The sequence below is a fragment of the Pedobacter sp. genome, from assembly GCF_965249885.1.
Taxonomy (GTDB): Bacteria; Bacteroidota; Bacteroidia; order Sphingobacteriales; family Sphingobacteriaceae; genus Pedobacter.
Genome location: NZ_OZ252254.1, coordinates 2,037,593 through 2,052,470, shown reverse-complemented (window position 1 = coordinate 2,052,470; position 14,878 = coordinate 2,037,593). Strand labels below are relative to the sequence as shown.

Sequence of the window (14,878 nt, the reverse complement as noted above, 5' to 3'; positions counted from 1 at the left end):
AATTAAAACTTTGCCTGTAAACCTATAGAGAATGTGCGAGGGATTGGAACTGATCCAAAATCAATATTTCTTAACAAGGTTGATTGGCCTCCCGAGTTAAGCTCTGGATCGTATCCCTTATAATTATCCCAAGAGATCAAATTTCTTCCACTTAAGTTAACTGCTAAGTTTTTGATGAATTTAACTTGCCCAACATTGTAGCTCAAAGAAATTTCTCTCAACTTTACAAAAGAGCCGTCGTCTATACGCCATTCTTCTACGTTATACGCTCCCGCAACATAACCTCTTGGCAATTTACCCATTTGTTCCGCTTCAGCAACCTTTCCATTACCAACACCTTGACGAGTTCTCCAATCTGCATTCCAAACATCTCCTCCTTGTACAGCATCCAACTGTATGCGTAAGCTTAATTTTTTATACGAAAAATCGTTTACAAATGATCCTGTGTAGTCAGGATTTGGATCTCCAATAACTTTTCGTTGGATATTATTTGCAGCCTGGCCTTCGGTTAGTGGAATACCCGACGCATTTGTGGCAATAGTACCATCTGAATTACGCTGGAAGTAAGTTCCATAAAATACACCGATAGGATAACCATCAATAATTGATACCGGAGCGCCTGGGTTTGTAGCAAAAGTTTGCCTAGCGCCAGAGCCAGTAATTTTATTTCTGTTTCGGTTGTAGATTAAAGTTGAAGTCCATGTGAAATCTTTTGTTTTAAGCGGTACTCCCGTCAGCATCACTTCCACCCCTTTATTTTTTAATTTGCCATCTATATTGTCCAGCAAACTAGAGAAGCCATTTGTAGGGGCAATTAATACTTGCAACAATAAATCTGTTACATTTTTATTGTAGTAATTGAATGTTAATCCTAACCTGTTATTGAAAAATGACATATCTGTACCTACTTCAAACTCTGTTTGGCGTTCAGGTACCACGTCTGTATTCGCCAAAACAGAAAGCGAGCCTAGCGTAGTTTTACTGTTTAGAGAATTTGGAGTGTACACATTGAAACGGTCATACGCTCCAATACCTGTTAAGTTTCCAGATTGCCCATACGCGGCTCTTATTTTAAAGGCATTCCACCATGACGAAACACCTAAGTTTTTCCAATATTCGGCTGATGATAATACATAACTGATATTAGCCTTCGGATAAATTTGCGTTCTGTTATTCTCACCAAACACAGTTGACTGGTCAACCCTAATTGCACCTGTTACAAACAAATGATCTTTGTACTTAAAGTTCTGTTGTAAATAAGCACCACTAATAGAAAACTCTGATCTGCTATCGGAACCCTGTAACATGGTACTAGCTCCATTCACTACCTGTACAAAAGGGGCTAAACCACGTCCATTTGTTAAACTGTATAAGTCTTTTTGATACTGATATGATCCTCCCAACTGCGTAGTTGAGCTTAATACGCTTGAAATTTTAGTGTCGTAGGTAAAGTTAAGCTCATTATTGAATAAGGTTGTAGTTGCATTTGCAGCGCTAGCATATCCGTTTAAAGAAGGATCTAGCGTTGGACCACCACCCCAAAATCCGGTACTCACGTTGTACGCAAATGGTGGAATAAATGTGGTACCATTCTGTATCGAATTGTCCACACCCATCGTATAATCAATAGTTAAATTCTTAATTGGGTTAAGTTTCAACCCTGCATTTGCGATGATACGATTCGTAAATTGGCGCTGCTTAATATCTTCAATAACTGATACTGGATTAACACGGCCTCGCTCGCCAACAGCCTTAAGATTACCCAGCGCATCTCTAGCGAAGATATCGTGAAAGTTGCCTATGATCGTTACAGAATTCATAGGAGAGAAAAAAGAATTTCCATCAGGCTTTTCATTGGCATTACTATGAATATAGTTAAATCCTACGTTCATCTTTGCCCATTTGTTAATTGTCTGATCAACATTAGCCCTAAAGTTAATTCTGGTAAAATCAGTGTTCTTAATGATTCCTTGATTAGAAAAATAACCCGCAGAAGTATAAAACTTCGTGTTATCATTACCTCCAGACACAGATACTGAATTGTCCGTACCTACTCCTGTTCTAAAAATATAATCCTGATAATTATACCTAGTTACCGGTGTAGTTGTAGTTAATGCCGGTGAAAGTACATCTTGAGTTTGCGCTGTTGGTCCATCGGTTGGCCCGCCAAATTTAGTAGGAGATTGATTGACTTCTACCTGCTTACGTAATTCGCTAATTACTAAACTCGAATTAAAACTCACTTGAGGCACGCCACTTTGACCACGTTTGGTAAAAATTTGGATTACTCCGGCGTTAGCTCTAGAACCGTAGATGGCTGCCGCGGCCGCCCCATTCAATACCTCTATGCGCTCTATATCGTTAGGACTAATATCTACCATTCTATTCTGTCCTATACTTCCAACGAAATTACCACCATCGTAATTTGAAGATGTATTGGTAACTCTCTTGGTTGAGTTGTTAACAATTACACCATCAATGATGTATAATGGCTCTGAAGAAGAATTGACAGAGCTAACCCCTCTTAGCCTTACTGAAATACCACCAGCTGGATCGCCAGAGTTTTGACTAATTTGGGCACCTGGTGTCTTGCCTTGTAGTGATGCTAATGCATTTCCGCTAGGAGCTCTATTTAAATCATCTCCCTTAACACTACTTACATAACTACCTAATTGCTTACGCGTAGTACCTTGCGAAGTACCCGTTACAATTACTTCATCAAGTCCCATGGCATCCTGTGTTAATGAGAAATCAGCAACAATATTGGTACTTGAGCCCAAAGTAATTTGCTTGACAATAGTTTTATAACCTATAAATGTGGTTGATAGCTGATAATTTCCCGGCGCAAGACTTACCGTTAACGAGTATGTGCCGTCCACATTGGCAGCTACAGCAAAACTAGTCCCTTGGATTCTTACCCCCGCTCCTGGGATAGGTGCTTTGCTTCCCTCTTCCGTAATTTTCCCGGTAATGGTGTATCGGCTATTTTGAGCATTTGCCGTAATGAATAACAGCAAAAAAAGTGGTGCCACAAGGAAAATCCTTAGTGCTGCACACCATAAAGTGTTGAATTTCTTCATACCTGATTAAATAAATGGTTAGTTATCTGGCAGTAAGCCAGCTTTCGCAACATTAATGTTACTTGAGATAAATATCCATATTTATTTCAAATTGGCAAGGAGAAAAATTATAAACAAATTAACATCTACAAAGGCAAACTAATCTTTCCCATACAAACAGAAGGCACTCCGGCCCTATCGCCAAAATTAACCGGCTCACCGCCAATGGTTTCATTCGCTAGTAAGGCAAATAAAACCGCTTCTTTTGCATCCGGATTAATTGAAAGTTCGGATGTACTTTTAAACGAAATTTGCGGCAATGCTGCTTTCAAAAATTTTAGCAATAATGGATTGTGCATGCCTCCACCACTTAAATAAACCACTGGGTTTGACATCTCACCAAGCACTCTTTTAATAGCATTGATTATTCCTTCGGCGGAAAAACGACACAACGTTGCCATTACATCTTCTCTTGATAAACTTTCTGTCTTAGTCGAAAATTGTGCCTCTTGAAGATACTTCATGCTGAAAAGCTCAGGCCCAGTAGTTTTTGGAAATGCAGCGGCGAAAAAACTATCTTCTAGTAGCTTGTTTAACAGTACTTCGTTAACTTCACCACTCTGTGCAATGGCTGCATCTTTATCATAATATAAGCCCTCAAAATATCGCTGTACATATTGATCCATCAAGGTATTGCCTGGTCCCACATCGGTAGAGAAAACTTTTGAAGCATTTAAGCTCCCCGGCAGGTAGGTATAATTGGCAATACCACCTATATTGAGCATAATTCTATCTTCTCCCCTTTCAGAGAAAATCAGATAATCACCATATACTGCCAAAGGTGCACCTTCACCGCCAGCGGCAATATGCTTCTGCCGGAAATCACTCAAAGTGATAATTCCAGTGTGAACAGCAATATGATCGCCATCGCCAATTTGTAAAGTTGCATTAGGAAATTCATCTCTACAGTGCAGTGACTTAGGGGCGTGATAAATCGTTTGCCCGTGACTGGCAATAAAATCAATATCGTTGTTGGTATAGCCCCATTCGGCAATTGCTTCATTTATAAGCTTAGCATGGGTTATTGCCACCTGCTCGTTCATTAAGCAAACCATTTCTAAATCCACTTCTCTTTTGGAGAAAATCGATTTTACCTGCTTTCTAAAAGTATCCGTGTAATCTGCGGTTTTAAATCGCAGCAGTTTAATCTGCGCCTTATCGCCGTATCCTTTAAAAGCACATAATGCAATATCAAGTCCATCCATGGATGTCCCCGACATTAAGCCAATGATCAATTTTTCTTCCTTAATGGATTTCTGGTAAAGGTTTGCGATTTGGTTCATCTCTTAAAAATTATAACTCCGCCAAATAAACTAAAATTATATTTAAGTTGACGAGTGAAGCTTAGTTTATCACTTAACGCTCTACACCGGGAATACATATTAAAAAAGTTTTTTAATTTTTTTAAAAAGTGCAAACGCTTTAAATGGGGTTTAAAGGCACATTTCACCTAAACTTGTCATTTTACCGTAGTTAGCGCTATTTTTTTTTATAGTTAACTGTTCTATATTTACTGCTCCGTTCAATAAAAACCAAGATTAATGGCAAGATTAAATCTCTTAGAAGAAACGAGGTTCGAAAAGCTTCCTGTAAGTATTTTTAAAAATCCGAAAGAAGCATCATTAAGTGTTGCAAACCGTATTGCGTCACTTATCAAAGACAAACAACAAAAAGGTGAAAATGCAGTATTAGGTTTAGCCACAGGTGCTACACCAGTTGCGGTTTACGCCGAATTGGTAAGGCTGCACAAAGAAGAAGGCTTAAGTTTTAAAAATGTAATTACCTTCAATTTGGATGAGTATTATCCAATGCAACCTAATTCCGTACAAAGTTACGTGACCTTTATGAATGAAAATCTTTTCAATCATATCGATATCGACAAAAACAACGTACACATTCCTGACGGCACCTTAAAACTTGAAGAAATTCCAGCTTTCTGTTTAGATTATGAAAAGAAAATAGAAAGACTTGGCGGACTGGATATTCAAATTTTAGGTATTGGTCGTACTGGTCACATCGGTTTCAACGAGCCCGGATCTGCACCAAACTCAGGCACACGATTAGTAACTTTAGATGACTTGACACGCCGCGATGCTGCCCGTGACTTCGGTGGTAAATCTAACGTACCAACCAAAGCCATCACCATGGGTATTGGTACTATCTTCAAAGCCAAAGAAATTATCTTAATGGCTTGGAACAGGAAGAAAGCATCAATTATCAAGAAAGCGGTGGAAGGAGAAATTTCAAGCGAAGTTCCGGCAACTTATTTGCAACTATCTGATAATGTAGAGTTTATTTTAGATGAAGACGCGGCTGTTGATCTAACGAGATTTAACACTCCTTGGTTAGCTAGAGATTGCGATTGGACGCCAGAATTGACCAGAAAAGCAGTAATTTGGTTAGCTAGGCATTTAAAGAAACCTATCCTTAAATTAACGGAAGACGACTATAACAACAACGGTATGGCTCAGTTAGCAACGGAGCAAGGCCCAGTTTATGATATCAACATTGACATCTTCAACAAATTACAGCATACCATTACTGGTTGGCCAGGTGGAAAACCTAATGCCGACGATAGCCAGCGTCCAGAGCGAGCGAATCCTGCTAAAAAAAGAGCTATCGTATTCTCACCACATCCTGATGATGATGTGATTTCCATGGGCGGAACCTTTATCCGTTTAGCTGATCAAGGTCACGAAGTTCACGTAGCATATCAAACATCGGGAAATACCGCAGTATGGGATGATGATGTATTACGTTTCGTTGAGTTTAACATAGATTTCTCTGAAAAAATGGGAATTGATCAAACTCAAATGAGAAAAACTTACGATGATATGCGTGAGTTTATGGCCAATAAACGTCCTAATCAAATTGATACAGAAGAAATTAAACTGGTAAAAGGTTTAATCAGAAAAGGTGAAGCTATCGCAGGCGCTCGTTTTTCGGGACTTCCTGATGAAAACATCCATTTTATGGCCTTACCTTTTTATGAAACTGGTAAAGTAAAGAAAAATCCAGTTTCTGATGTAGATGTGGAACTAACCATGGAATTACTGCAAAAAGTAAAGCCGCAACAAGTTTTTGCCGCTGGCGATTTTGAAGATCCACATGGCACACACATTGTATGTTTCAATATCATTGTTGAGGCGTTAAGACGCTTAAGAGCTACCGAAGATTGGGTAAATGATTGTTGGTTGTGGATGTACCGTGGTGCTTGGCATGAGTTTGAACCGCATGAAATTGAAATGGCTGTACCTTTAAGCCCTAACGAAGTAGAGCGCAAAAAATTAGCCATTTTCAAACACCAATCTCAAAAAGATATTCCGGTTTTCCCTGGGGATGATCCCCGTGAATTTTGGCAAAGAGCGGAAGACAGAAACCGCGAAACAGCAAAAATTTACGATGATTTGGGATTAGCCGATTACGAAGCAATGGAAGCTTTTGTGAGATACCATTATTAATATCGGACCATTATCATTGCCTTAGTAAAGCGAACATAATTTCACTGCATTACCACTCCGAAATAAATTCGGGATGACGAATTAGGTGAGTAACAACAAATATCTTCTATCTTTAGGCTAACAAACTAAATGATAGAAGATATTTTTATTTAAAACAGTATGGAAACTAAACCACAACGCCTCTTATCACTCGATTTTTTTAGAGGATTAACTGTCGCTGCCATGATTTTGGTAAACAACCCCGGTAGTTGGGCGCATATCTATCCTCCCTTGGAACATGCCGAATGGCATGGCTGCACACCTACAGATTTAGTATTTCCATTTTTTCTTTTCATCGTTGGCGTGTCTATTGCTTATGCTATGGGCAGTAAACGAGAAGACCACACTACGCATTCAAAAACCATCTTTAAAGCACTAAAGCGATCTGTCACCTTGTTTTTATTAGGTTTTATCTTGGCATTTTTCCCGCGTAACTTTAGCGATTTCAATTTCTTGGAAGCCTTAAGTACCGTTCGTATTCCTGGCGTTTTACAACGCATTGCGGTTGTCTTCTTCATTTCGTCGGTATTATTTTTAAAGCTGAGCGATAAGAGGATTTTCCAAACTATGGTGGTATTACTTTTTGGTTATTGGGCATTAATGAATTTTGTGCCCGTACCCGATTTTGGCCCGGCAAATTTGGAAAAAGAAACCAACTTAGGTGCATGGCTTGACCGAACTATTTTGACGGAAGCCCACTTGTGGAAATCCGCTAAAACTTGGGATCCTGAGGGGATTTTAAGTACCCTGCCCGCTATCTGTACATGTCTATTTGGTGTTTTAGTAGGTGTTTATTTAAAGAAGAAAAATATCGAACCAGCAACCAAAATTGCTTGGTTATTTTCAGTAGGTACTTTGGCGGTAATTGGTGGTTTATTATGGGGATTGCAATTTCCCATCAATAAAGCTTTATGGACCAGCTCATATGTGCTCTACACTGGCGGCTTGGCCACTATTATTTTATCGCTTAGTTATTGGCTAATCGATGTAAATCAGTACAATCGTTTTACTAAGCCTTTTGTAGTATATGGCGTAAATGCCATTACCGTTTTCTTTTTATCGGGCTTAATGCCTAGGTTAATCAACATGTTTAAGGTTGATTTTGAAGGTGAAAAAGTTGGCGCATTGAGCTATACCTATAAAGCGTGGTTCGCTCCAGCATTTTCAAACCCTTTAAATAGTTCATTAGCTTACGCCATTGCATTTGTAATGTGTTGGTACGTAATTTTATGGGCAATGTATAAAAAGAATATTATTATTAAGGTTTAAGATTGATAGGCGCAACGGGCAAAGCCCCAAAGACACGATGCTTAAATTCGCTTCTAAAGCCAACTATCTGATTGTAACTTTTGGTGATTGATTTCATCTAACATATAATTAACATTTACCCGCTTAACTAAATTTATAAAATGAAGAAAAATCTGCATTTAGTTGCCGTTGGTGTGCTTTCTTTGGCATTAGTACATCCAGCAATTGCCCAAAAAAAACCAGCAACAAAAGCCACAGTTGTAAAAGCGGCTACCAAACCGGTTGCCAGTGCTGTTTTACCGGTTGACCCTGATGTAAAAATCGGAAAACTTCCAAATGGCTTAGTGTATTACATCCGCAAAAATGCCGAGCCAAAGAACAGAGCCGAATTGTATTTAGGTAATAAAATTGGCTCTTTAATGGAAAACGAAGATCAATTAGGCTTGGCGCACTTTACCGAGCATATGGCCTTTAACGGAACCACTGATTTTCCTAAAAACGAAATCATCAATTACCTGCAAAAAGCAGGGGTACGTTTTGGTGCCGACTTAAACGCCTATACCGGATTCAACCAAACCGTTTATCAATTACCAATTCCAACTGATAGCGCAGCCGTTTTTAAAACTGGCTTCAAAATTTTAGCCAATTGGGCCGGAAAAGTATCCATGGATGGTAAGGAGATTGATAATGAACGTGGCGTAATTATAGAAGAAGACCGTCAGCGTGGTAAAAATGCGCAGCAAAGAATGAGCAAACAATTGTTGCCTTTCTTATTAGGTGATTCGAGATACGCAAAACGCATTCCTATTGGTGACGTAGATTTACTTCAGAAATTTACCCACGATAAAATCCGAAACTTCTACAAAGATTGGTACCGTCCTAACTTGCAAACTGTAATAGCAGTGGGTGATTTTGACGTGAACGAAGTAGAAAAATTGATTATCGAGAATTTCTCTGGTTTAAAAAATCCAGCCAACGAAAAAGCTCGCACTTATTATAATATCCCTGACAATGCGCAACCTTTAGTTAAAATAGCGACTGATGCCGAGCAGCCTTACAATGTTGCTCAAGTAATTTATAAACAAAAGCAGGGACCTTTAAAAACAGAAGCTGATTATAAATTGCAACTAATGCAAAATATGGTTAACAGCATGTTGGGCTCTCGCATTAATGAAATTATGCAAAAGGGAAATGCACCATTCTTATTTGCTCAAAGTGCTTACGGTCCTTACCAAGGCGGCATGATTTGGGATTTAAATGCATTACAAACCGTTGCAGTTGCTAAAACCGGTGCCGAATTGGAAAAAGCCTTAACTGCTGCTTTAGCGGAAAATGAGCGTATGGCAAAATTTGGCTTTACGGCAGGTGAGTTTGAAACGGTGAAGAAGAAAATAGAAGCCAGCAACGAAAAGCAGTTCAAGGAAAAAGACAAAACTAAATCGAGTGCTTATGTACAACAGTATTTGAACAACTTCTTAATCGGATCTGCCATTCCTTCGGAGGAATTTACTTACGCACTTACCAAAAAGTTGCTTCAAACTGTTACCCTAGCTGACGTAAATGCTGCAGCCAAGGCGATGGTTACAAAGAACAACCAGATCATTGTTGTACAGGCCCCTGAAAAAGAAAAAGCTAACCTACCTAGCGAGGCTGCCCTAATTGCTACATTAAAAAATGCTGGCAATGGCGTTACACCTTACGTAGATAATGCGGTAAACAAACCGCTTATCGCTCAAATGCCAAAAGCAGGAACTATTGTAAATCAAACTAAAAATGAGAAAGTTGGTGTAACAATGCTTACTTTGAGTAACGGCGTTAAAGTAGTATTGAAACCTACCGATTTTAAAAACGACCAAGTAATCTTCACCTCGTTTGGTAAAGGCGGGTCGTCATTAGCTAGTAATGATGATTTTGTTTCTGCAGATAATGCTAATTTAATCGCCCAAAGTGGCGTAGGTGATTTTAACCCTACCCAACTCAGCAAATATCTGGCTGGAAAATCAGTTGGCGCAGGTGCGTACATCGCTGATTTGTACCAAGGTTTTTCTGGATCATCATCTCCGAAAGATTTGGAAACTGCTTTTCAATTGATTTACGCTTATGCAACCAACCCACGCAAGGATGCGGACATCTTTAACAAAAATGTAAGCGATATGAAGGTAATTACGGCTAATAAAAGCAGTAACCCTAGCAGTGTTTACGCGGACACCGTACAAGCAGTAATGGCTAATTACAACAAACGTGGCATGCCTACTACGTTGGCTGATCTTGATAAAATTAGCTTAGATAAGGCTTTTGCCTTTTACAAAGATCGATTTGCTGATAATGGCGGACAAACTTTTGTTTTCGTTGGTAATTTTGACGTGGAGAAAATCAAACCATTGATCACCACTTATCTGGCTAGCCTACCATCTTTAAACAAGAATGAGAATTTTGTAGATAACGGTATAAATCCGCCAAAAGGCAAAGTAAGTAAAACCGTTAAAAAAGGTTTAGAAGACAAAGCTACTGTTCAATTAATTTTTCACGACGACTACACTTTTAATGCAGATAACAACGTAATGCTTGATGCATTGAAAGCTTCATTGGATATCAAAATTACTGAGCGCTTACGCGAAAAAGAAAGTGGCGTTTATAGTCCTAGAGTTTCATTAAGTTTAGAAAAATATCCTACGGCACATTATTACTTTACCATCTCATTCAATTGCGCTAAAGCAAATGTAGAGAAACTGGTTAATGCGGCGCTAGAAGAAGTAAGTGCCTTTAGACAAAACGGTGTAACTACTGAAGACTTGCAGAAGTTTAAATCTGAGGAATTAAGGCAAGAGGAATTGAGTTTACGTGACAATGGCTATTGGTTAAATTACTTGTCAAATCGTTTAAAATATGGCGATAATATTGAGCAGGTACTAGATAACAGCAAACGTATTAACGGCGTAACCGTTGAAGCTACCAAAGCGGCTGCCCTAAAATATTTAAGTGGCGATAATTATATCCGCTTAGTATTGGAACCTGAAAAGTAGGTTGCTGCAACAATAAACTTCAAGAAGGGGCTGTTTCGAAAGAGATAGCCCCTTTTTTGTATCGCAAGATTCTTGCAGATCTATCAACTCTGGGTGATTTTTCGGATTAAGATAATTTCAATTACTTAGCCTCTACACCAATAGGCCCACTGGGGTCACTCTCGTTTTTGAGTCTGTCCAATGCGGTAACCAAATAGCTGTAACGCTTACCTTTTTCTACGGTCGTATCTAGAAAAAACGTATAGTCTTCAAAACTAATTTTGACGATATTGCGTGCATCCAGCGTATTTATCTTCTCCCCCTCATTAAATCTGTACACTACATATCCCGATGCCGTTTCACCATCCTTAGCTCTCAAAGGTTTAATCCATTTTAATTGTACCCCATCCGCAGTTGCATCGGCTGTTAAATGTTGAGGTTCGTTAGGAGCCACATCATCAAGCCAAGGCATTTGAGGAGGTAATGCAGGATATTTATAGAAATCATTTCTTAAAGAATCAGCAAATCCCCTGGCTACCGTAGATAGTGATTTAGAACTAAAATACACGCTTCCTTGCACTCTGTTATTTGCCCTAATGGCCCTAATCTGATTAGGTAGCTCATTGGGTTTTGCCCAGGCAGCTTCTCTTTTTGTGGTTCCATTGTGCACTAGATAAGCCGCCTGCCCAATATACAGATGCCTGCCAAAAGTATTGTTGCCCCACCAATCCAGTAAAACTTTGAATGGCGCCGCCGCTCTCGAAAACGAAAAATAAATCTGAGGATTGATGTAATCTACCCAACCTTCCTTTATCCATTTCCTTGAATCTGCATATAGTTCTCCATAATTGGATAATCCATTGGTTTTTGAACCTAAAGTATCTTCCCTAAAATTACGCCAAATAGCAAACGGACTTACCCCAAACTTCACATATTTTTTATAGTGATGTACGCTGTCGTTAACCATTTTAACTAGCAGGTCTACATTGTTTCTTCTCCAATCGTCTATTTTCGTAAATCCATTAGGGTATTTGGCAAAAGTAGCGCTATCGTTAATTACTTGCCCAGCAATACGATACGGGTAAAAATAATCATCGAAATGCACCCCATCAATATCGTAGCCTTTCACTACATCCAATATTACTTGAGTGATATATTCTCTATTTTCAGGCAACCCTGGATCAAAAAGTTTTTGTCCACCGTAGGTATAAAATAACTCTGGCTGTTTGTTAGTGATATGCTCTGGGTTAGTAACCGATCTAGCTGACATCGTAGCTCGATAAGGGTTAAACCAAGCATGTAATTCCATGCCCCTACTGTGGGCTTCTTTAATGGCAAAAGCTAATGGATCATAACCTTCGGCTGGTGCCAAGCCCTGCTTACCCATTAACCAGTGGCTCCACAACTCTCGTGATTTAGCGTAAACTGCATCTGCCGTAGGTCTAATTTGTAACAAAATTGCGTTTAAACCCTGTTTCTTATGTTGTTCCAAAATACCAATTAGCTCTTGCTTCTGCTGGTCAACACTTAGCCCAGGTCTGGACGGCCAGTCGATATTAGTAACCGTCGCTATCCATACTCCTCTAAACTCACGCTTCGGCGCAATTTTTATTTCGCTTTGAGCGTTAACTGATATTACAACTATTAAAAGTAGGAATGATATTAAAAAAAGTTGCTTAAGCGAGATTTTGGGCATGTACAAACAATTTGGTGATAAGCTATAAAGGTTAACGTACGTTTTCGTCTTTGCATACAAAAGTGACATTATTTTTATACATTTTTAGATTTTTTGCTAAGTTAGCATTTACATTAACGCTGCAACTTTACTTTTTGGAGATTAAAACACAAGATGCAAACACAAGAAAACGCCGTGGATAACAAGGTAGATCGGAATAAAGTTTACTTCTTAATCATTGTTATTGCAGCATTGCTGGGCATAAATGGTTATTTATATTTTAAAGATCAGCAGCAAAGCAACAGGTTTGTAACCATTAGTACGGAAAAAGACCGCTTAAAACTTGAGGTTGAGAAAATTGAGGTAGAATTAGACAGGGTTAACCTGCTTAATGTGACGCTGAACGATCGCCTAATTGAAGAGCAGAAACTTGCAAGAAATAAAATTGCTGAACTCAAGCTAGCGTTAAAAAAAGGCGAGCTTACGCAGAAAGAGTTGGACGAAGCTCACAAACAGATCAATACGCTTCGTGACTTTGTTAAAAGCTATAACAATCAAATTGCCATTTTAGAGCAAGAAAACTCCTATTTGAAAACAGAAAGAGACAGCTTAAAATCTAGCTTGAGCAACTATAACGAGCAGGCAGAAAATCTACGTCGCGAAAATCGAAATCTTAACAAGAAAATTAAAGCTGGTTCTTCTCTAAAGGCATCCAATATTAGCATTGTTGCTTATAAGGTGAAAGATAATGGCAAAACTTCGGTGGTTACCAAAGCAAATTCTACTAACAAATTAACTATTGATTTTGCGATAGCTCCCAATGAACTTGCTGAGAAAACCTACCATAAAATCTATTTGAGGGTAATTGATCCAGCAGGGAACTTAATTGCCAACGAGAATAACATGTTTGAAGCTGATGGCCAACAAATGCAATACAGTGACGCTATAGAGATTTCCTACAATAACGATGAAACTAGGTACAAAATCGATTGGATTAATCCTAAAACTTTCATAAAAGGTGTTTATGCCATCTTTTTGTATGCAGATGGTTTTCAAATGGGCAGGGCCGAAATTGAATTAAAGTAAAACTGTTTTTTGCTGATCAGCTGCTAACTGCACTTCTGGAGCACTGCGTAATTTGAACGTGGCAGCTAATATTTTTAACCACACCAAAAAATACGGTACGCTAATCATCTTAATAGCAAACGGATGTAGCGTTGTGTAATCTGGAAATACCATTAAAGGAAAATCAAAGGACACCAATATCACTGCCGCCAATAAAATTGTCCGCCAAACACCTTTATCGCTCAATAAATACCAAATGCCAACACCTGCAATGGCTACAATGTAGGTGCAATCTTCCGACCCTGAACTAAACAACACCGGAAAAATCAACACAGAAGCCAAAATTAACAGCTGAAATCGCTCATCTTTATACTTTGAAAAGTTGAGGTAGCTCAGTGCAAACATCAAACAGCCTACAATCAAAAATGGCGTATTGGACATTGGTCTACTGACCATATTCCGCACAAAGCCCATGATAGAAATATCATTAGTTAACGAGCCGATGTTAGTCGCATTTTTGGCTGCCAAAGATATTGACCACTCTTTATAAGATTGTACAATGTAAGTGGGCGATGAAACTAGCATCGGTAAAAAGAACAAAATCAAAAACCACATGATTAGATAGGTGATGAATGACTTTTTATCTTTGATAAAGAAGAAAAAAGCTAAACCCACAATACCGTAGAGCTTAATCATCGTACCCAACGCAATTAGAAAAGCGGACCAAAAGCCGTTGTGTTTATCCCTCAGCGTATATGTTAAAATAATAAATGCTGCCGTAGCCGGATTAAACTGTTGGCTCAACATAGAAGATGCCAAGCATGGTAGCGCAATAAAATAAATGAGGTTCTTATTAGGAAGTTTAATGGACTTTATAGACCAAAAAAGCATCAAACAGTTGAAGATATTCCATAACATGAAACCTAACCACCTAGGTAACATCGCAAATGGCGCAATAAACAATCCAAATATTGGTCCGTAGTGATTGGCATCATCGTGAACGGTGGGATAGGCATTATACAATGACTTCTCTCCAATTAAATTGAAAAATGTATTTTCAAAAATTAGATAGTTGTTGAGCCTATGCCTCAATATAGATTGGATAAAGCAATAAATGGAAATAGAAAGCCATAGGCCTAATGCCCATTGAGCATACTTTTTACTTCCCGTTTTCACAACAGTTTGGTTAGCTAGCATTTGTGTGTTAAAATTAGCAGCACAAAACTATAACATTTCTGTTACATTCAAAGCAAACTGTGTCATTAAAAA

General features: G+C 38.7%; 8 protein-coding genes. 4 read left to right on the top strand and 4 right to left on the bottom strand.

The window, feature by feature from the left end; translation table 11 throughout:
• Positions 1–2: 2 nt before the first annotated feature.
• Entirely contained in the window at positions 3–3,080 is a 3,078-nt protein-coding gene (locus ACY2A0_RS08660) for a SusC/RagA family TonB-linked outer membrane protein (protein ID WP_461789160.1), read from the bottom strand.
• A gap of 125 nt (positions 3,081–3,205) precedes the next feature.
• On the bottom strand, positions 3,206–4,402 hold the full coding sequence (locus tag ACY2A0_RS08655) for an anhydro-N-acetylmuramic acid kinase (protein WP_461789159.1): 1,197 nt from the start codon (positions 4,400–4,402) through the stop codon (positions 3,206–3,208).
• 258 nt (positions 4,403–4,660) lie between these two features.
• On the opposite strand from ACY2A0_RS08655, the gene nagB reads away from it, so the two are divergent.
• The 3 genes from nagB (at position 4,661) to ACY2A0_RS08640 (ending at position 10,890) form a co-directional block, all read left to right on the top strand.
• Positions 4,661–6,580, top strand: a complete 1,920-nt coding sequence (gene nagB, locus ACY2A0_RS08650; protein WP_461789158.1) for a glucosamine-6-phosphate deaminase — start codon at positions 4,661–4,663, stop codon at positions 6,578–6,580.
• Between the two features lie 159 nt (positions 6,581–6,739).
• Complete coding sequence (locus ACY2A0_RS08645) at positions 6,740–7,888, top strand: acyltransferase family protein (RefSeq protein WP_461789157.1); 1,149 nt, start codon at positions 6,740–6,742, stop codon at positions 7,886–7,888.
• Between the two features lie 140 nt (positions 7,889–8,028).
• Complete coding sequence (locus ACY2A0_RS08640; protein WP_461789156.1) at positions 8,029–10,890, top strand: M16 family metallopeptidase; 2,862 nt, start codon at positions 8,029–8,031, stop codon at positions 10,888–10,890.
• A 121-nt stretch (positions 10,891–11,011) separates the two neighbouring features.
• On the opposite strand, the gene ACY2A0_RS08635 is transcribed toward ACY2A0_RS08640, so the two are convergent.
• Positions 11,012–12,565, bottom strand: a complete 1,554-nt coding sequence (locus ACY2A0_RS08635; RefSeq protein ID WP_461789155.1) for a glycoside hydrolase family 10 protein — start codon at positions 12,563–12,565, stop codon at positions 11,012–11,014.
• Between the two features lie 153 nt (positions 12,566–12,718).
• Between ACY2A0_RS08635 and ACY2A0_RS08630 the strand changes: the two genes are divergently transcribed.
• Entirely contained in the window at positions 12,719–13,630 is a 912-nt protein-coding gene (locus tag ACY2A0_RS08630) for a hypothetical protein (protein ID WP_461789154.1), read from the top strand.
• Here ACY2A0_RS08630 and ACY2A0_RS08625 read toward each other — a convergent pair.
• The gene (locus tag ACY2A0_RS08625; protein ID WP_461789153.1) at positions 13,622–14,806 is read right to left on the bottom strand and encodes a glycosyltransferase family 87 protein; all 1,185 of its coding nucleotides are present in this window, start codon (positions 14,804–14,806) and stop codon (positions 13,622–13,624) included. The two genes, ACY2A0_RS08630 and ACY2A0_RS08625, sit on opposite strands and share 9 nt — an antisense overlap.
• Between the last annotated feature and the right edge of the window lie 72 nt (positions 14,807–14,878).